The sequence below is a fragment of the Pseudomonas putida genome, from assembly GCF_028682455.1.
GTDB lineage: Bacteria > Pseudomonadota > Gammaproteobacteria > Pseudomonadales > Pseudomonadaceae > Aquipseudomonas > Aquipseudomonas putida_AA.
In genome coordinates, this window is the sequence record NZ_JANHLD010000003.1 from 430,035 (window position 1) to 447,869 (window position 17,835).

Annotated in this window: 17 protein-coding genes and 1 pseudogene; 8 read left to right on the top strand and 10 right to left on the bottom strand. The window is 61.6% G+C overall.

From position 1 onward, the window contains the following. Window positions 1-10: 10 nt before the first annotated feature. Both rpmG and rpmB read right to left on the bottom strand, forming a co-directional pair. Window positions 11-166: a 50S ribosomal protein L33 gene (gene rpmG, locus NPS58_RS19135; protein WP_010225867.1), complete on the bottom strand. Its 156-nt coding sequence runs from the start codon at window positions 164-166 to the stop codon at window positions 11-13. An 11-nt stretch (window positions 167-177) separates the two neighbouring features. Continuing rightward, complete coding sequence (rpmB, locus tag NPS58_RS19140) at window positions 178-414, bottom strand: 50S ribosomal protein L28 (protein ID WP_010225868.1); 237 nt, start codon at window positions 412-414, stop codon at window positions 178-180. A 363-nt stretch (window positions 415-777) separates the two neighbouring features. Between rpmB and NPS58_RS19145 the strand changes: the two genes are divergently transcribed. Continuing rightward, window positions 778-2,367, top strand: a complete 1,590-nt coding sequence (locus tag NPS58_RS19145) for an ABC transporter substrate-binding protein (protein WP_274116880.1) — start codon at window positions 778-780, stop codon at window positions 2,365-2,367. Here NPS58_RS19145 and radC read toward each other — a convergent pair. Next, the gene (radC, locus tag NPS58_RS19150; protein ID WP_274116881.1) at window positions 2,351-3,037 is read right to left on the bottom strand and encodes a RadC family protein; all 687 of its coding nucleotides are present in this window, start codon (window positions 3,035-3,037) and stop codon (window positions 2,351-2,353) included. The two genes, NPS58_RS19145 and radC, sit on opposite strands and share 17 nt — an antisense overlap. Window positions 3,038-3,170: 133 nt before the next feature. On the opposite strand from radC, the gene coaBC reads away from it, so the two are divergent. The 4 genes and pseudogenes from coaBC (at window position 3,171) to argB (ending at window position 7,287) form a co-directional block, all read left to right on the top strand. Beyond that, window positions 3,171-4,379 (top strand): bifunctional phosphopantothenoylcysteine decarboxylase/phosphopantothenate--cysteine ligase CoaBC, encoded by a 1,209-nt coding sequence (gene coaBC, locus NPS58_RS19155; protein ID WP_274116882.1) that lies wholly within the window; start codon window positions 3,171-3,173, stop codon window positions 4,377-4,379. A 6-nt stretch (window positions 4,380-4,385) separates the two neighbouring features. Continuing rightward, window positions 4,386-4,841 carry a dUTP diphosphatase gene (gene dut / locus NPS58_RS19160; RefSeq protein ID WP_274116883.1) on the top strand — a complete coding sequence of 152 codons (456 nt, stop codon included), beginning with the start codon at window positions 4,386-4,388 and terminating at the stop codon, window positions 4,839-4,841. 134 nt (window positions 4,842-4,975) lie between these two features. Next, window positions 4,976-6,352 (top strand): annotated as a pseudogene (locus tag NPS58_RS19165) (phosphomannomutase/phosphoglucomutase); the annotation flags it as partial. Between the two features lie 29 nt (window positions 6,353-6,381). Further along, entirely contained in the window at window positions 6,382-7,287 is a 906-nt protein-coding gene (argB, locus tag NPS58_RS19170; protein WP_274116884.1) for an acetylglutamate kinase, read from the top strand. Window positions 7,288-7,890: 603 nt separating this feature from the next. On the opposite strand, the gene pyrE is transcribed toward argB, so the two are convergent. Continuing rightward, window positions 7,891-8,532 carry an orotate phosphoribosyltransferase gene (pyrE, locus tag NPS58_RS19175; protein ID WP_038998028.1) on the bottom strand — a complete coding sequence of 214 codons (642 nt, stop codon included), beginning with the start codon at window positions 8,530-8,532 and terminating at the stop codon, window positions 7,891-7,893. An 80-nt stretch (window positions 8,533-8,612) separates the two neighbouring features. On the opposite strand from pyrE, the gene NPS58_RS19180 reads away from it, so the two are divergent. Further along, complete coding sequence (locus NPS58_RS19180; protein ID WP_028942456.1) at window positions 8,613-9,392, top strand: exodeoxyribonuclease III; 780 nt, start codon at window positions 8,613-8,615, stop codon at window positions 9,390-9,392. Window positions 9,393-9,458: 66 nt separating this feature from the next. Here the strand turns inward: NPS58_RS19180 and NPS58_RS19185 are convergent, their stop codons facing one another. Together NPS58_RS19185 and rph are read right to left on the bottom strand one after the other, a co-directional pair. Beyond that, entirely contained in the window at window positions 9,459-9,827 is a 369-nt protein-coding gene (locus NPS58_RS19185) for a DUF4870 domain-containing protein (protein ID WP_028942457.1), read from the bottom strand. Between the two features lie 24 nt (window positions 9,828-9,851). Beyond that, the gene (gene rph, locus NPS58_RS19190; protein ID WP_274116885.1) at window positions 9,852-10,574 is read right to left on the bottom strand and encodes a ribonuclease PH; all 723 of its coding nucleotides are present in this window, start codon (window positions 10,572-10,574) and stop codon (window positions 9,852-9,854) included. A 244-nt stretch (window positions 10,575-10,818) separates the two neighbouring features. Between rph and NPS58_RS19195 the strand changes: the two genes are divergently transcribed. Both NPS58_RS19195 and gmk read left to right on the top strand, forming a co-directional pair. Further along, window positions 10,819-11,682: a YicC/YloC family endoribonuclease gene (locus tag NPS58_RS19195; RefSeq protein ID WP_274116886.1), complete on the top strand. Its 864-nt coding sequence runs from the start codon at window positions 10,819-10,821 to the stop codon at window positions 11,680-11,682. Window positions 11,683-11,695: 13 nt separating this feature from the next. Then, window positions 11,696-12,316, top strand: a complete 621-nt coding sequence (gmk, locus tag NPS58_RS19200) for a guanylate kinase (RefSeq protein WP_274116887.1) — start codon at window positions 11,696-11,698, stop codon at window positions 12,314-12,316. 21 nt (window positions 12,317-12,337) lie between these two features. Here gmk and NPS58_RS19205 read toward each other — a convergent pair whose 3' ends face one another. From NPS58_RS19205 to NPS58_RS19220, 4 genes are all read right to left on the bottom strand, one after another. Continuing rightward, entirely contained in the window at window positions 12,338-13,891 is a 1,554-nt protein-coding gene (locus NPS58_RS19205; RefSeq protein ID WP_274116888.1) for an APC family permease, read from the bottom strand. A 110-nt stretch (window positions 13,892-14,001) separates the two neighbouring features. Next, window positions 14,002-14,781, bottom strand: a complete 780-nt coding sequence (locus tag NPS58_RS19210; RefSeq protein WP_274116889.1) for a gamma-glutamyl-gamma-aminobutyrate hydrolase family protein — start codon at window positions 14,779-14,781, stop codon at window positions 14,002-14,004. A gap of 14 nt (window positions 14,782-14,795) precedes the next feature. After that, the gene (locus NPS58_RS19215; protein ID WP_274116890.1) at window positions 14,796-16,289 is read right to left on the bottom strand and encodes an aldehyde dehydrogenase; all 1,494 of its coding nucleotides are present in this window, start codon (window positions 16,287-16,289) and stop codon (window positions 14,796-14,798) included. Between the two features lie 18 nt (window positions 16,290-16,307). Further along, the gene (locus tag NPS58_RS19220; protein WP_274116891.1) at window positions 16,308-17,690 is read right to left on the bottom strand and encodes a glutamine synthetase family protein; all 1,383 of its coding nucleotides are present in this window, start codon (window positions 17,688-17,690) and stop codon (window positions 16,308-16,310) included. Between the last annotated feature and the right edge of the window lie 145 nt (window positions 17,691-17,835).

Below are 17,835 nucleotides of genomic sequence, written 5' to 3' on the forward strand. Positions count from 1 at the left end.
GCCGGATCAATTACTTGATCTTGGCTTCCTTGTAGATCACGTGCTTGCGAACAACCGGATCGAATTTTTTGATTTCGATTTTGTCCGGAGTGGTGCGCTTGTTCTTGTCGGTGGTGTAGAAGTGGCCGGTATTAGCGGTCGACACCAGACGGATCAATTCACGCATGATTCTCTCCCTTAGACCTTGGCGCCGTTACGGCGAATGTCGACCAGAACGGCATCAATGCCGCGCTTGTCGATGATGCGCATGCCTTTGGCAGATACGCGCAGACGCACGAAACGCTTCTCGGACTCGACCCAGAAGCGATGATGCTGCAGGTTCGGCAGGAAACGACGACGGGTTTTGTTGTTTGCGTGGGAAATGTTATTCCCGGTTACCGGACCCTTACCGGTAACTTGACAGACTCTCGACATGCCTCAGCCCTCTAAAACCACATGCCCAACCCGGCATGGGTTGGCCGCTTAATCTCTCAGTCTTTGGCGCCAGGCGCCGTGTTTCTTCAGGGTCTTATCGACTCAATCAGCAGATGCGACAAGCCGAGCCCCTAGAAAAGAGCGCTGCTTTATACCAGAAAGACCAGAGCACAACAACAGAAGATGTGCTTTGGCTTGATGATGAAGACGCCGGAGCAGCATAACGACTGGCCCGGCAAGGTGTCGACCACTCGTCGCACGATTGGCAAAAAAGGATATGGTCATTTGTGAGCCAGCGCACTAGGGTAAGACGTTTCCAGACTGCACTGGCAGATGGGCCAACGATCAGCCAAGGAATTCCCCATGCGTGCTGCTGCTCTACCCCTGTTGTTCGCCACCCTGCTCGGCCCGGCACTCGCCCAGGCCGCCGCGCTGAGTGTGTGCACCGAGGCAAGCCCGGAAGGCTTCGATGTGGTCCAGTACAACTCGCTGACCACCACCAATGCCTCCGCCGACGTCCTGATGAACCGCCTGGTCGAGTTCGATGCTGCCCAGGGCAAGGTCGTACCGAGCCTGGCCGAGAGCTGGACAGTCTCGCCCGACGGCCTGGTCTACACGTTCAAGTTGCGCCCCGAGGTCAAGTTCCACAGCACCGGCTACTTCAAGCCCAGCCGCAGCCTGGACGCCGACGATGTGCTGTTCAGCTTCCAGCGCATGCTCTACCCGGCCCACTCCTGGCACAAGATCGCCCAGAGCGGCTATCCCCATGCCCAGTCGTTGCAGCTGCCCAGCCTGATCAAGCAGATCGAGGCTCCGGAGCCACTGACCGTGCGCTTTACCCTCAATCATGCCGATGCGACCTTCCTGCCGACCCTGAGCATGGGTTTCGCCTCGATCTATTCGGCCGAATATGCCGACCAGTTGCTCAAGGCCGGCACGCCGGAAAAACTCAACAGCCAACCGATCGGCACCGGTCCGTTCGTGTTCAACCGTTTCCAGAAGGACGCGGTGATTCGCTACCGGGCCAACCCAGACTACTTTGCCGGCAAGCCGTCGGTCGACCCGCTGATCTATGCCATCACCCCGGATGCCAACGTGCGCCTGCAGAAGCTCAAGCGCAACGAGTGCCAGATCGCCCTGTCGCCCAAGCCGCTGGACATCGCCGCCGCCAATGAAGATGCAGCCTTGAAGGTCGAAAAGACCGAAGCCTTCATGACCGCGTTCCTGGCCATCAACAGTCAGCATGCGCCGCTGGACAAAGTGGAAGTCCGGCAAGCCATCAACCTGGCCTTCGACAAGGCCAGCTACCTCAAGGCAGTGTTCGAAGACACCGCCGTCGCCGCCAACGGCCCCTACCCGCCCAATACCTGGAGCTACGCCAAGGACCTGCCCGGCTACCCCACCAACCTCGACAAGGCACGTGCCCTGCTGGAAAAAGCCGGCCTGAAGGACGGCTTCAGCACCACGATCTGGACCCGCCCACAAGGCAGCCTGCTCAATCCCAACCCAAGCCTGGGCGCGCAGTTGCTGCAGGCAGACCTGGCCAAGATCGGTATCAAGGCCGAGATTCGCGTCATTGAGTGGGGCGAACTGATTCGCCGGGCCAAGGCGGGCGAACATGACTTGCTGTTCATGGGCTGGGCCGGTGACAACGGCGATCCGGACAACTTCCTCAGCCCGCAGTTCGCCTGCGCGGCGGTCAAGTCCGGAACCAATTTCGCCCGCTACTGCGACCCGCGCCTGGACCAGTTGATCAGTGCCGGCAAGACCACCACCGACCAAAGCGTGCGCAGTCGCCTGTACCAGCAAGCCCAGGCCCTGATCCAGCAGCAGGCACTGTGGCTGCCGCTGGCGCACCCAACGGCTGCAGCGTTGATGCGCCAGGGAGTGGAGGGCTACACCGTCAGCCCGTTCGGCCGCCAGGACTTTGCCAAGGTCAGTACGACGCGCTGAACCAGCCCTGCTCGACCATAGAAAGCGGCTCACCATCGCCCACGATAAAATGGTCGAGCAGCCGCACCTCGATAAACTCCAGCGCCGTCTTGAGGCGCTGCGTGAGGCGCAGGTCAGCCTGGCTTGGCTCTGGAATTCCCGACGGGTGGTTGTGGCAGAGAATCAGCGCGGCGGCATTGTGCGCCAGCGCGCGCTTGACCACCTGCCGGGGATAGACGCTGGCACTGTCGATAGAGCCGTGAAACAGCGCCTCGAATCCCAGCAGGCGGTGCTTGGTATCGAGGAACAGGCAGGCGAAGACCTCATGGGGCTCGTGGCGCAACTGAGCCTTGAGGTAGTCCTTGACCGCCGTCGGGCTTTCCAGCGCCGAGCTGCGCCGTAGCCGGTCGGCCAGGTGGCGCCGGGACATTTCCATCACCGCCTGCAATTGCGCGAACTTGGCTGGACCCAGGCCAAACTCCTTGTTGAAACGTACGCCATCGGCCTCGAGCAATTCGCGCAGGCCGCCGAATTGCCCGAGCAGATGCCGGGCCAGATCGACAGCGCTGAGACCGCGCACACCGGTGCGCAGGAATATCGCCAGCAACTCCGCATCCGAAAGGCTGACTGCTCCTTGTTCCAGCAGTTTTTCCCGCGGTCTCTCCGCCGCAGGCCAGTCCCTGATACTCATGCCCCACCTCCGTGTCTATCGGTTACTGCTCCTGTGTGACAGCCCGTGCTACATTAGCCCCTCTTTTTTCCGCGACGATTCGGCCTGGGGAGGCGTCGTCGCCGCGTGCAATCACTGAGCAAAAGGCAAGCCTATGCAGCGGCTGTATCGTAAGCGCATCGTTCTCGGCGTCGGCGGCGGCATCGCCGCCTACAAGAGTGCCGAACTGGTTCGCCGACTCCTGGAACACGGCGCGCAGGTGCGTGTCGTCATGACCCGCGGCGGCGCTGAGTTCATCACCCCGCTGACCCTGCAAGCACTGTCCGGCCACCCGGTGCACATGGACCTATTGGACCCTGCTGCCGAAGCGGCGATGGGCCATATCGAACTGGCCAAATGGGCCGACCTGGTGCTGATCGCCCCTGCCACTGCAGACCTGCTGGCCCGCCTGGCCCAAGGCGTGGCCGACGACCTGCTGACCACCCTGGTGCTGGCCACCGACGCCACCGTGGCGGTCGCACCAGCGATGAACCAGGCCATGTGGCGCGACCCGGCCACCCAGGCCAATCTCGACCTGCTGCAAAGCCGTGATATCAAGGTATTCGGGCCGGCTTCCGGCAGCCAGGCCTGCGGCGATGTCGGCCTTGGCCGCATGCTCGAGGCCAACGACCTGGCCTGGTGCGCCGCCGAGAGCTTCCAGCGCCAGTCGCTGACCGGCAAGCACATCGTGATCACCGCCGGCCCGACCCAGGAAAACATCGACCCGGTGCGCTATATCACCAACCATAGCTCCGGCAAAATGGGCTTTGCCCTGGCCGAAGCCGCCGTCGAGGCGGGTGCCAAGGTGACGTTGATCAGCGGTCCGGTTCACCTGCCAACGCCTGACCGGGCGTCCCGCATCGACGTCGTCAGCGCCCGCGACATGCTGGCGGCCTGTGAAGCGGCCATGCCCTGCGATATTTTCATCGCGTCGGCCGCGGTCGCAGACTACCGCCCCGAAGTGGTCGCCCCACAAAAACTCAAGAAAGACCCTACGACAGGTGACGGCCTGCTGCTGCAGATGGTCCGCAACCCGGACATTCTCGCCACCATCGCCACCCGTCCCGATCGCCCGTTCAGCGTCGGCTTCGCCGCCGAAACCGAACACCTGCTCGATTACGCAGCGCGCAAGCTCAAGGACAAGAACCTCGACCTGATTGTCGCCAACGATGTGGCCAACCCCAGCATTGGCTTCAACAGCGAGGAAAACGCCTGCAGCGTGATCGATCGCCAGCTCCACGAAACACTCTTCGCCCAGACCAGCAAGGGCAAGATTGCCCGCCAGCTGGTTGCTTTCATTGCCGAACGTCTCAACCAGGTTTAACTCTGCATGCACGCTCTACAAGCCAAGATTCTCGATCCACGCATCGGCAACGAATTCCCGTTGCCGCAGTACGCCACACCAGGTTCGGCTGGCCTCGACCTGCGCGCCATGCTCAAGGAAGACACCGTCCTCGAGCCGGGCCAGACTCTGCTGATCCCTACCGGCCTGTCGATCTACATCGGCGATCCGGGCCTTGCCGCCATGATCCTGCCCCGCTCGGGCCTGGGCCACAAACACGGCATCGTGCTGGGCAACCTGGTCGGCCTGATCGACTCCGACTACCAGGGCGAGCTGATGGTGTCGTGCTGGAACCGTGGCCAGACGCCGTTCACCATCGCCATTGGCGAGCGCATTGCGCAGCTGGTACTGGTGCCTGTGGTACAGGCGCATTTCGATATCGTCGAAGCCTTCGACGAGAGCCAGCGCGGCGCTGGCGGCTTCGGTCATTCCGGCAGCCACTGACCCCTAGACTCACTACCTCGCGCCAAGGACGGCGAACTCTCCGGCGAAATCATCGTCAAAGCGTTCAGTTTGAGCCTGCCCTGCGCCCTCGATATTGGAGCTTCCCAGAGATGAACGACATGGCACACCTGGTCCCTGTACTTCCAGAGAGCATCTTCCGCGCCTACGACATTCGTGGCGTGGTCGGTGACACCCTGACCGCCGAAACCGCCTACTGGATTGGCCGCGCCATCGGCGCCCAGACCCTCGCCCAGGGCGAACCCGACATTGCTGTCGGCCGCGACGGTCGCCTGTCCGGCCCGATGCTGGTCGAGCAACTGATCAAAGGCCTGGTCGAAGCCGGTTGCCAGGTCAGCGACGTCGGCCTGGTGCCGACCCCTGCCCTGTACTACGCCGCCAATGTGCTGGCCGGCAAGTCCGGTGTGATGCTTACCGGTAGCCACAACCCGCCGAACTACAACGGTTTCAAGATCGTCATCGCTGGCGACACCCTGGCCAACGAACAGATCCAGGCCCTGCTGACCCGCCTGAAAACCAACGACCTGAGCCGTGGCGAAGGCCGCGTGGAGAAGGTCGAGATTCTCGAGCGCTATTTCCAGCAGATCACCAGCGACATCAAGCTGGCGAAGAAACTCAAGGTGGTTGTCGACTGTGGCAACGGTGCTGCAGGCGTGATTGCCCCGCAACTGATCGAAGCCCTGGGCTGCGAAATGATCCCGTTGTTCTGCGAAGTCGACGGCAACTTCCCTAATCATCACCCGGACCCGGGCAAGCCAGAGAACCTGGTGGACCTGATCGCCAAGGTCAAGGAAACCGGCGCCGACCTGGGCCTGGCCTTCGACGGCGATGGTGACCGCGTCGGCGTGGTGACCAACACCGGCAGCATTGTCTACCCGGACCGCCTGCTGATGCTGTTCGCCCAGGATGTGCTCGAGCGCAACCCGGGTGCCGAGATCATCTTCGACGTCAAATGCACCCGCCGCCTGACCCCGCTGATCGAGCAATACGGCGGTCGCGCGCTAATGTGGAAGACCGGTCACTCGTTGATCAAGAAGAAGATGAAGCAAACCGGCGCCTTGCTGGCCGGCGAGATGAGCGGACACATCTTCATCAAAGAGCGCTGGTATGGTTTCGACGACGGTATCTACAGTGCCGCGCGCCTGCTGGAGATCCTCAGCAAGGCCAAAACCGACGCCGAACAGCTGTTCGCCGCATTCCCGAACGATATTTCCACGCCGGAAATCAACATTGATGTGACCGACGAGGGTAAATTCAGCATCATTGATGCGCTGCAACGCGAGGCCGACTGGGGCCAAGATGCCAACCTGACCACCATTGACGGTGTACGGGTCGACTATCCCCACGGCTGGGGCCTGGTACGCGCCTCCAACACCACACCGGTGCTGGTGTTGCGCTTCGAGGCCGACAACGACGCCGAACTGCAGCGCATCAAAGAGGTATTCCGCGCACAGCTCAAGCGCGTAGCCGCTGACCTGCAAACACCGTTCTGACCGACCATTTGTTCCAATTGGAGCCCTGCATGACCCTCGATCGCGATGCCGCCACCCATGTCGCCAAGGTTTTGTCCGAAGCGCTGCCTTACATTCGCCGCTTTGTCGGTAAAACCCTGGTGATCAAATACGGCGGCAACGCGATGGAGAGCGAAGAGCTCAAAACCGGCTTTGCTCGCGATGTGGTGCTGATGAAAGCCGTGGGTATCAACCCGGTGGTTGTCCACGGTGGCGGCCCGCAGATCGGTGACCTGCTCAAGCGCCTGTCGATCGAAAGCCACTTCATCGATGGCATGCGCGTTACCGACGCACAAACCATGGACGTGGTGGAAATGGTCCTGGGCGGCCAGGTAAACAAGGACATCGTCAACCTGATCAACCGTCATGGCGGCAGCGCCATCGGCCTGACCGGCAAGGATGCCGAGCTGATTCGTGCGAAAAAGCTCACCGTCACCCGCCAGACGCCGGAGATGACCACGCCGGAAATCATCGACATCGGTCATGTCGGCGAAGTGGTCGGGGTTAACACCGACCTGTTGAACATGCTGGTCAAGGGCGACTTCATTCCAGTGATCGCGCCGATTGGCGTGGGCGCCAACGGTGAGTCTTACAACATCAACGCCGACCTGGTCGCGGGCAAGGTAGCCGAGGCACTGAAAGCTGAAAAGCTGATGCTGCTGACCAACATCGCCGGTCTGATGGACAAGCAAGGCACCGTGCTCACTGGCCTGACCACCGAGCAGGTAAACGAGCTGATCGCCGACGGCACCATCTACGGTGGCATGCTGCCGAAGATCCGCTGCGCCCTGGAGGCGGTGCAAGGTGGTGTGAACAGTTCGCACATCATCGACGGCCGGGTACCCAATGCGGTGCTGCTGGAGATCTTTACCGACAGCGGCGTGGGTACTTTGATTACCAATCACAAACCGCGCTGACAGTGGGTTTCGCGGGGCAAGCCCGCTCCCGCGACCCAGACACAAAGAAGGCGACCTGATGGTTAATGCCAGTCAGTTAAGACTGAGACATTGACCTTTATCCCGTAGGCCGCAAAATCCGATGCTTGGGAACGAGCATCGGATTTTTTTATGCGCCTGTCACAAGCCCTGCCCCTCATTCACGAAATGGCATCGCGGCCAAATGCTCTTGAGGGCCTGGTGTGGTGCATCATTGGTATGGCGAGATGATTGCCCAAGAGCTGCGGGGGCGTGCTCTTGGGCTACAACCTTTTGCGGTATCAGATGGTGCAGATGTCGAGGCAGAGCCTGGGTGTCTATCCATGCGAAATGAGCTTTACCGCCTGCAGTTGGGCAATCTTAGGCTTGCTGCATGGCACATCACTCAATCATCCCGGCAATTTGCCTGGGTTTCTAGCAGATCTGCAGGCATCAGCAGCGCAGTATGTTCTGCCTCATCGGCGACCTGATCGATGGTTTCCACGGACGGTAAAGCAGCGGCCAGCAAAATATCCGACCCGAAAATAAAAATGCCAGTCAGCTTAACTGACTGGCATTAACCTGATGGTCGCCTTTTTATTTGCCTCAGATCCCGTACTGGGCCCGATAGGCCTCTACGGCCGGCAAGTGTTGCTTGAGTGCGGGATCGTCCGCGAGGAACTGCAGCACCTGGGTCAGCGAAACGATGCTGACCACCGGAATGCCGAAGTCGCGCTCTACTTCCTGGATCGCCGACAGCTCGCCGTTGCCCCGCTCCTGGCGGTTCAAGGCGATCAGAACGCCAGCAGCCTTGGCCTGCTGGCCCTGAATGATCTGCATGACCTCGCGGATGGCAGTGCCTGCAGTGATCACGTCGTCGATGATCAGCACGTCGCCGGTCAGCGGGGCACCCACCAGGCTGCCACCTTCGCCGTGCGCCTTGGCTTCCTTGCGGTTGAAGCACCAGGGCAGGTCGAGGTCGTGGTGCTCGGCCAGGGCCACTGCGGTCGCCGCTGCCAGGGGGATACCCTTGTAGGCGGGGCCGAACAGCACGTCGAACGGAATCTTGCTGTCGACGATCGCCGCCGCATAGAAACGTCCGAGCTGGGCCAGGGCCGAGCCGCTGTTGAACAGGCCGGCATTGAAGAAATACGGGCTGGTGCGGCCCGACTTGAGGGTGAATTCACCGAAGCGCAGAACCCCGCGGTCGATGGCAAAACGAATGAAGTCGCGCTGATACGGCTGCATGAAGAGTCCCGGATACCACGGATTTAGCTAATTGAGTACAGCTCGGGTATCATACACGCACGAGATTTTTGGGGCCATTTATGCGGATCATCAGTGTGAACGTTAATGGCATTCAGGCTGCAGTCGAGCGTGGTTTGCTCAGCTGGTTGCAAGCCCAGAATGCTGACGTCATCTGCCTTCAGGATACCCGCGCCTCGGCCTTTGAACTCGACGACCCAGCTTTCCAGCTCGATGGCTACTTCCTTTATGCCTGCGATGCAGAAGTTCCCGCCCAAGGCGGCGTGGCACTTTATTCGCGGTTGCAGCCCAAGGCAGTCATCAGCGGCCTGGGCTTCGAGACAGCCGATCGCTACGGACGTTACCTGCAGGCCGATTTCGACAAGGTAAGCATCGCAACGCTGCTGCTGCCTTCTGGAATGAACGGCGACGAAGACTTGAACCAGAAGTTCAAGTTGATGGACGACTTCGCCAAGTACCTGGACAAGCAGCGACGCAAGCGTCGTGAATACATCTATTGCGGCTCGTTGTACGTGGCGCAGCAGAAGCTCGACGTCAAGAACTGGCGCGACGGCCAGCAGTCGCCGGGTTTCCTGGCGCCGGAAAGGGCCTGGATGGACACCGTTGTCGGTGACATGGGGTATGTCGACGCCCTGCGCGAAGTCAGCCGTGAAGGCGACCAGTACAGCTGGTGGCCAGACAACGAGCAGGCCGAGATGCTCAACCTGGGCTGGCGCTTCGACTACCAGCTGCTGACCCCTGGCCTGCGTCGCTTTGTGCGTAGCGCTCGCCTGCCACGTCAGCCACGCTTTTCCCAGCACGCGCCACTGATCGTGGATTACGACTGGACGCTGACGATCTGATTCGCGCAGCCACAAAAAAGCCGACATCACGTCGGCTTTTTTGTGGCTGCTGGTTTCAACTGATCATTATTTGATCGGGCGCCAGGTCAGCGGGTAGCGATAGGGCTGGCCATCGTTGGCCTTGACCCCGGCGATGATGGTCAGGACCAGCACCGCGACCATCAACATCCCGAAGAGCACGATGCCGACCAGCACGAACATCAGCGCAAAGCAGATGATCGAGGCCAGGAACACGGTGAGCTGGAAATTCAGCGCCTCCTTGCCCTGGGCATCGATGAAGGGATCGAGGTCTTTCTTCCAGATCCACATCACCAACGGTCCCAGCAAATTGCCGAACGGGACGATCAGGCCCAGCAGCGCTGCAAGGTGGCAGAACATCGCCCACTGACGAATCTCGGCATTGGGGGTGGGCAACTGCAGGGGTTGCTCGCTCATGTTCTGCTCCTTGCGTTGGCGAAATCAGTCAGCCAGCGAGGCCTTCTGCAATTCGAACAGATCGACCATGCCTTTTTGTGCCAGCGCCAGCATGGCATTGAGTTCCTCTGGCTGGAACGGTGCGCCTTCAGCAGTACCCTGGACTTCGATGAAGCCACCCTGGCTGGTCATTACCACGTTCAGGTCGGTCTCGGCAGCCGAGTCTTCCAGGTAGTCCAGGTCGAGCACGGGCTCGCCCTGGTACATGCCGACCGATACGGCGGCGATCATGTGCTTGAGCGGGTCGCCGCCCTTCAGGCCGCCACGCTTCTTGACCACGCGCAGTGCGTCGACCAGTGCGACCATTGCGCCAGTGATCGAGGCGGTGCGGGTACCGCCATCAGCCTGGATCACGTCGCAGTCGACGTACAGGGTGATGTCGCCCAGCTTGCTCATGTCCAGCGCGGCACGCAGCGAACGGCCGATCAGGCGCTGGATCTCGAGGGTGCGGCCACCCTGCTTGCCGCGAGCGGCTTCACGCTGGTTACGCTCGCCGGTGGAGCGTGGCAGCATGCCGTACTCGGCGGTCAACCAGCCCTGGCCCTGGCCCTTGAGGAAGCGCGGCACGCCGTTTTCGACACTGACCGTGCACACGACTTTGGTGTCACCGAACTCGACCAGTACTGATCCCTCGGCGTGTTTGGTGTAGTTGCGGGTGATGCGGATCGAGCGGAGCTGATCGGCAGCGCGACCACTTGGACGTTTCATTTGGGATACCTGTACTGGGTTTGAATCTGCCCGCCATTATAGAGTGCGCCGGCCCTCGTGGACACGCCTATTGTCGCAACCCCCGAAACAGACGGTCCAACGGCGTTGGTCCGGTTTATTACGGGGACCGCCAGACTGTTTGTAACATCAGTGGATTGGGAGCTGGCGCCGCACTGCGCTACAATCCTGCGCCTTTGCAGCCGGTTGGCTTTCCTTGACCCTTCTTTAATGCGAGGTACTTCCCATGGTGCACAGCATGACCGCTTTTGCTCGTGTCGAGCGCGCCGGTAGCCAGGGCACCCTGATCTGGGAACTGCGCTCGGTCAACCATCGCTACCTGGAACCCCACCTGCGCCTGCCCGAGGCCCTGCGCGACCTCGAGGGTGCAGTGCGTGAAGCCCTGCGCCAGGGCCTGTCACGCGGCAAGGTGGAATGCACCTTGCGCTTCAATGAAGAGAGCACCGGCAAGCCACTGCAGGTGGACCGCGAGCGCGCCGCCCAATTGGTGGCGGCCGCCGAGACCGTCGCCAGCCTGATCAAGCAGCCGGCGCCGTTGAATCCGCTGGAGGTGCTGGCCTGGCCTGGCGTGCTCGTGGCAGATGCCAGCGATCCCCAGACCCTCAACAACGAGGCTATCGCCTTGTTCGAAGAGGCACTCACGGAGCTCAAGAATGGCCGTGGCCGCGAGGGCAGCGAACTGGCCCGCCTGATCAACGAGCGCCTGGACAGCATCACCAGCGAAGTCACCACCCTGCGCGCCCTGGTGCCGCAGATGCTGGCCGCCCAGCGCCAGAAGGTCCTCGACCGCTTCGCCGACATGCAGGCCGAACTCGACCCGCAACGCCTGGAACAGGAGATGGTGTTGCTGGCGCAAAAGAGTGACGTCGCCGAAGAGCTCGACCGCCTGAGCACCCACGTCACCGAAGTCCGCCGGGTGCTCAAGTCCGGTGGTGCTACCGGCCGACGCCTGGATTTCCTGATGCAGGAGCTCAACCGCGAAGCCAACACCCTGGGCTCCAAAGCCTTCGACCCACGCAGCACCCAGTCCGCGGTCAACCTCAAGGTACTGATCGAGCAGATGCGTGAACAAGTACAGAACATTGAGTAAGGCCACCCCGACCATGAATCACAGCAGCGGCACCCTTTATATCGTTTCGGCTCCGTCCGGTGCCGGCAAGACCAGCCTGGTCAAAGCCCTGATCGACGCCCAGCCGAGCATCCGCGTATCGGTCTCGCACACCACCCGCGCCATGCGCCCAGGCGAAGAGCACGGGGTGAACTACCACTTCGTCGACCACGCCGAGTTCGCCCGCATGATCGATCAGGGTGACTTCCTCGAGCAGGCCGAGGTGTTCGGTAATTTCTACGGAACTTCGCGCAGCGCGTTACAGCAGACCCTCGACCAGGGCCATGACCTGATCCTGGAGATCGACTGGCAAGGTGCCCAGCAGGTGCGCAAGCTGATGCCCGAGGCGCGTTCGATCTTCATCCTGCCGCCGACCCAGGAAGCCCTGCGCCAGCGCCTGACCAACCGTGGCCAGGACAGCGACGAAATCATCGAAGGCCGGATGCGTGAAGCCGTCAGCGAAATGAGCCACTACGACGAGTATGACTTCGTCATCATCAACGATGACTTCGCCACTGCGCTGGAAGACCTCAAGGCGGTGTTCCGCGCCAACCGCTTGCTGCAGGCGAACCAGCAGCAGCGCCATGGCCAGTTGCTCAAGCAATTGCTTGCCTGAGCAACCGGCAACTCCGGCCGCTTAGCGGCGGCTGGAGACCGTGGCGTGGCGGTGCAGGGTCATGCCCAGGAAGAACGCCGGCGCCCGCAGGCGTGACAGCAACATCAGTCCCAGCCCCAGCAGTGTGATGATCACTGCGATCACGAACACCAGTCCCAAGCCCCCTACATGAGAACCGCTGCCGAACGAAGGCGAAGCGCTGTCGTAGGCCGTCTGCAGGAAAATCACCGAGAGAATGCCACCGCCCAGCAGTGGGCACAGGCCACGCATCAGGAAGTGACGCACGCTGTCGAACAGGCTATGGCGGAAGTACCAGACGCAGGCGTAGGCAGTCAGCGAATAGTAGAAGCAGATCATCATGCCCAGGGCCGTGATGGTATCTGCCAGCACGTTCTCGCTGAGCGTTCGCATGGTGACGTAGAACACACCCGCCGCCACACCGGCACAGATGGTGGCGTAACGCGGCGTTTTCGAACGCGGGCAGACGCTGGCGAAGCGCTCGGGTACCGCGCCGTAGTACCCCATGGCCAGCAAGGTGCGCGCCGGTGATACGAAGGTGGACTGCAGCGAAGCGGCAGTGCTGGCCAGCACGGCGATGGACATCAGGATCGCCAGCGGCCCCATGACCGGGCCGGCCAGGTGGGCGAAGACGTTTTCCTGGATGCGCGGGTTGTTCAGGCCCAGGCCGATATCGCCGATACCGGCAAACTGCAGGGTGGCGATCGCCGTGACCAGATACAGGCCCAGGATCAGCAGCACTGTCAGGGTCGCTGCGCGGCCAGGAGTATCACCACTGCCTACCGACTCCTCGCTGATGCTCAGACAGACGTCCCAGCCCCAGAAAATGAAGATAGACAACGACAGGCCCGCGGTAAACGCCGAGAACGACTCGACGCCAAACGGGTTGAACCAGTCGAGATCGAACGCCAGGGGCGGCGTCTCGGCAGCAGATCCACCGAATGCGGCCAAGGCAAAACCCACCAGGACCACCAGTTGCAACGCCACCAGGCCATATTGCACGGTCATGGTGGTGGCGATCCCGCGGCAGCAGATCCACACCGCCATGGCGATGAACACGCAACAGGTCACCACGTTGATCAACAAGTTGTCGCTCAGCGCAGCCACCTCATGGCTGCCGGTGATCTGTCCGAGAAAGAGGTAAAAGAAGTCCACCGCCACGCCGGCGAGGTTGGACAGCACGATAGTGGTTGCCGTCACCAGCCCCCAACCGCCGATCCAGCCGATCATCGGGCCAAACGCCCGCGCCGACCAGGTAAAGGAAGTACCGCTGTCTGGCTCCGCCGAATTCAGCTCGCGGTACCCCAGGGCTACCAGCAGCATGGGCAGGAAGCCAACGATGAACACTGCCGGCAGATGGGCGCCGACCTCGCGCACGGTAGGACCGAGCGCGCCGGTGAGGGTGTACACCGGTGCAATGGTGGAAATGCCAAGCACAATGCTCGCCAGCAGCCCGAGCCGGCCCTTGGCCAGCCCCTTGGTTGCTTTCGCTGCAGTGTTTGCCTGGGTGCGAGCCTGTCCCATACCTGGGGACAAGCCTGCTTCGAATTCGCTCATGAGTAGTGCCGCCGCTTTTGGTATTGTTTTTCAGGACGCCCCGCAGGGCGTCCGCTTTCACTCATTCAAACCTGTTGCCGATACTGCATATCCGGATCACCCGGATGACCTCATAGGGCCTTCTCCCGGTGGCGCTCGCCCCTTGCGTGGGCCAGGCATGCCTCACGAAACGCCTGGAACAGACGCAGCGAGACCGGATTTTCAGCCATGCGGTACTCGGGGTGCCATTGCACACCGACCACGAAACCCGGGGCGTCTTGCATCGACACCGCTTCGATCAACCCATCCGGCGCCCGCGCTTCCGCGCGCAAACCACCCGCCAGGCGATCGATGCCCTGGCTATGAAGGGAATTGACCATGAAGCTGGGCTCCAGCCCAAGACGCTCGAACAACCCGCCGGGCTGAACGGTGACGCTATGGCGTGGGCTGTATTGCTCTTCCAGTGGGGCATCCTGTGGCTCGCGGTGATCCAGGAAACCTGGCAGCTCCTGCACCCGCTGGTGCAAGGTGCCGCCCAGGGCGACGTTCAATTCCTGAAATCCACGGCAGATGCAGAACACCGGCACACCACTGGCAATGGCGGCCTGCAGCAAAGGCAGGGTCAAGCGGTCGCGAAACACATCGTGCTTCGTACCTTCCACGCTGGGGGCGCCATTGTAATGATGCGGCTCGACATTTGAAGGCGAACCGGTAAAAAGAATGCCATCCAGGCGCTCAAGCACGCGCTGTGGATCAACCGGCTCGGCCCGCGCCGGGAGAATCAGCGGAATCCCGGCGAAGCCTGCCGCCTCGACATACTTGTCGCCCACCGTGTGCGACGAGTTGTGGCCAAGCTGCTGACGACACGCCGAGATGCCAATCAATGGCGGCAGGTCAGTGGTAGTTTGCATGGGTTCACCCTCCCTTACAGCTTGATCCAGGTCGCCTTGAGTTCGGTGTATTTGTCAAAAGCGTGCAGCGACTTGTCCCGACCATTGCCCGACTGCTTGAAGCCGCCGAACGGTGCGGTCATGTCACCGCCGTCGTACTGGTTGACCCAGACGCTACCGGCACGCAGGGCACGGGCGGTCTTGTGGGCGCGGGAAATGTCGTTGGTCCACACGGCTGCGGCCAGGCCGAAAGGCGAGTCGTTGGCGATGGCCACGGCTTCTTCGGCGCTGTCGAAGGTGATCACCGACAGCACCGGGCCGAAGATTTCTTCGCGGGCGATGCGCATGGCGTTGGTCACGCCATCGAAGATTGCCGGCTGTACATAGACGCCACAGGTGTCTTCCAGTACGCGCTCGCCACCGGTCAGCAGCGTGGCGCCATCGGCCTTGCCGGCCTCGATGTAACCCAGCACGGTATCCAGTTGCGTGGTATCCACCAGGGCGCCGACGCGGGTCTGCGGGTCCAGTGCATGGCCCGGCTTCCAGGCCTTGAGCGCCTCGACCACCATGGGCAGGAAGCGCTCCTTGATGCTGCGCTCGATCAGCAGGCGCGAACCGGCAATGCACACTTCGCCCTGGTTGAAGGCGATGGCTGCGGCGGCAGCTTCAGCGGCGGCCGGCAGGTCGGGTGCATCGGCGAACACGATATTCGGGCTCTTGCCACCGGCTTCCAGCCAGACCCGCTTCATGTTCGACTCACCGGCGTAGACCATCAGTTGCTTGGCAATGCGGGTAGAGCCAGTGAACACCAGGGTGTCCACGTCCATGTGCAGGGCCAGGGCCTTGCCCACGGTATGGCCGTATCCGGGCAACACGTTCAGCACGCCGGCCGGGATACCGGCTTCGAGGGCCAACTGGGCGATACGAATCGCCGTCAGCGGTGATTTTTCGGACGGCTTGAGGATCACCGAGTTACCGGTGGCCAGGGCCGGGCCGAGTTTCCAGCAGGCCATCATCAGTGGAAAGTTCCACGGAACAATGGCCGCGACCACGCCGACCGGCGAGCGGGTGACCAAACCCAGCTGGTCGGACGGGGTCGCAGCAACTTCGTCGTAAATCTTGTCGATGGCTTCGGCGTTCCAGCGAATGGCATTGGCCGCCGCCGGAATATCGATGCTCAGGGAATCGGCAATGGGCTTGCCCATGTCCAGGGTTTCCAGCAACGCCAGCTCCTGGGCATTGGCCAGCAACAGGTCGGCAAAGGCAATCAGCACGCGCTTGCGCTGGGCGGGCGCCTGGTCGGCCCAGACACCACTGTCGAATGTGCGGCGCGCAGCGGCCACCGCGCGCTCGGCGTCGGCGCTGTCGCAACTGGCGATCTGCGCCAGGTGGCGACCGTCGACCGGGCTCGAACAATCGAAAGTGTCACCAGCGACACTGGTGCAATACTGCCCGTCGATGAAGGCGCGGCCTTCGATCTTCAGGGTCTGGAACAGCTGTTCCCAGTGTTCACGTGGTGCAGTTGCCATTGTTGTTTTCTCCGGGCATCACACGGTATGCAGGTACCAGTTGTATTCGAGGTCGGAAATCGACACCTCGAACTCGGCCATTTCGCTTTCCTTGCAGGCGACAAAAATGTCGATGTAGTCCGGGCTGATGTACTGGTTCAGCACTTCGCTGTCATCGAGTTCACGCAGCGCATCGCGCAAGTTGTTCGGCAGGCTCTGCTCCAACTGCTCGTAGGAGTTGCCTTCTATAGGCGCACCCGGCTCGATCTGGTTGGTCAGGCCGTGGTGAATACCGGCCAGGATCGCTGCCATCATCAGGTAGGGGTTGGCATCGGCGCCGGCAACACGGTGCTCGATGCGCACGGCATCGCTGCTGCCGGTAGGCACGCGGACCGCCACGGTACGGTTGTCCAGGCCCCAGCTCGGCGCATTGGGCACATAGAACTGGGCGCCGAAGCGGCGGTACGAGTTGATGTTCGGGCACAGGAAGGCCATCGACGCCGGCATGGTTTCCAGCACGCCTCCAATGGCGTGGCGCAGGGTCTGGCTCTGCAGTGGATCGTCGCTGGCGAAGATGTTCTTGCCGGTCTTCTTGTCCAGCAGCGAGATATGTACGTGCAGGCCATTGCCGGCCTGGCCCGGGTAGGGCTTGGCCATGAAGGTGGAGTCCATTTCATGGTCGTAGGCGATGTTCTTGATCAGGCGCTTGAGCAGCACCGCGTAGTCGCACGCCTTCATCGGGTCGGCGACGTGGTGCAGGTTCACTTCGAACTGTGCGGGGGCGCTTTCCTTGACGATGGCATCGGCCGGGATGCCCTGCTCCTTGGCTGCCTCGAGCATGTCCTGCAGGCAGTCGACGTATTCGTCCAGGTCATCGATCAGGTACACCTGGGTCGACTGCGGGCGCTTGCCGGAAATCGGCGAGCGCGGCGGTTGCGGACGACCGTTGAGGTTGTCCTGGTCGATCAGGTAGAACTCAAGTTCGAAGGCCGCGCAGATGTCCAGGCCCAGCGCGTCGAATTTCTCCACCACGCCACGCAGCACTTCTCGCGGGTCAGCGAAGAACGGCTTGCCGTCCAGCTCGTGCATGGTCATCAGCAATTGAGCGGTAGGGCGCTTCTGCCAGGGTTCGTAGCTCAGGGTGCCGGGAATCGGGAAGCAGACACGATCCGCATCGCCGATATCCAGGCCCAGGCCCGTGCTTTCGACAGTAGAACCGTTGATGTCCAGGGCGAACAACGATGCCGGCAGGTTGATGCCTTTCTCGTAGACCTTGACCAGGCTCGCACGCTCGATGCGCTTGCCTCGTACCACGCCGTTCATGTCTGCGATCAGCAGGTCGACAAATTGCACCTCAGGGTGGGCCTTGAGAAATTCACCCATCTCGTCGAGAGGGATGGCGCACGGAGAGACCGACGTCATGGCTAGGCATCCTTTGATTTTTTATCGGGCGACTGTGGGGAGGTACTGCTGCGCTATCGGGAGCGGCGATGGTTTGGTTTGTTGTTTTAAGGAGTCCCATCGTGGGGAACTGCCGGACGTCGCCTTTAATAGGACGCACGTTCCA

Bases quoted from the DNA above. Each gene is read 5' to 3' on its own strand.
- NPS58_RS19210 (WP_274116889.1), bottom strand. From the start codon at position 14,781: ATGCAAACTACCACTGACCTGCCGCCATTGATTGGCATCTCGGCGTGT.
- radC (WP_274116881.1), bottom strand. From the start codon at position 3,037: ATGAGTATCAGGGACTGGCCTGCGGCGGAGAGACCGCGGGAAAAACTG.
- NPS58_RS19220 (WP_274116891.1), bottom strand. From the start codon at position 17,690: ATGACGTCGGTCTCTCCGTGCGCCATCCCTCTCGACGAGATGGGTGAA.
- NPS58_RS19145 (WP_274116880.1), top strand. From the start codon at position 778: ATGCGTGCTGCTGCTCTACCCCTGTTGTTCGCCACCCTGCTCGGCCCG.
- NPS58_RS19195 (WP_274116886.1), top strand. From the start codon at position 10,819: ATGGTGCACAGCATGACCGCTTTTGCTCGTGTCGAGCGCGCCGGTAGC.
- gmk (WP_274116887.1), top strand. From the start codon at position 11,696: ATGAATCACAGCAGCGGCACCCTTTATATCGTTTCGGCTCCGTCCGGT.
- rpmG (WP_010225867.1), bottom strand. From the start codon at position 166: ATGCGTGAATTGATCCGTCTGGTGTCGACCGCTAATACCGGCCACTTC.
- coaBC (WP_274116882.1), top strand. From the start codon at position 3,171: ATGCAGCGGCTGTATCGTAAGCGCATCGTTCTCGGCGTCGGCGGCGGC.
- rpmB (WP_010225868.1), bottom strand. From the start codon at position 414: ATGTCGAGAGTCTGTCAAGTTACCGGTAAGGGTCCGGTAACCGGGAAT.
- NPS58_RS19205 (WP_274116888.1), bottom strand. From the start codon at position 13,891: ATGAGCGAATTCGAAGCAGGCTTGTCCCCAGGTATGGGACAGGCTCGC.
- pyrE (WP_038998028.1), bottom strand. From the start codon at position 8,532: ATGCAGCCGTATCAGCGCGACTTCATTCGTTTTGCCATCGACCGCGGG.
- NPS58_RS19180 (WP_028942456.1), top strand. From the start codon at position 8,613: ATGCGGATCATCAGTGTGAACGTTAATGGCATTCAGGCTGCAGTCGAG.
- dut (WP_274116883.1), top strand. From the start codon at position 4,386: ATGCACGCTCTACAAGCCAAGATTCTCGATCCACGCATCGGCAACGAA.
- NPS58_RS19215 (WP_274116890.1), bottom strand. From the start codon at position 16,289: ATGGCAACTGCACCACGTGAACACTGGGAACAGCTGTTCCAGACCCTG.
- rph (WP_274116885.1), bottom strand. From the start codon at position 10,574: ATGAAACGTCCAAGTGGTCGCGCTGCCGATCAGCTCCGCTCGATCCGC.
- argB (WP_274116884.1), top strand. From the start codon at position 6,382: ATGACCCTCGATCGCGATGCCGCCACCCATGTCGCCAAGGTTTTGTCC.
- NPS58_RS19185 (WP_028942457.1), bottom strand. From the start codon at position 9,827: ATGAGCGAGCAACCCCTGCAGTTGCCCACCCCCAATGCCGAGATTCGT.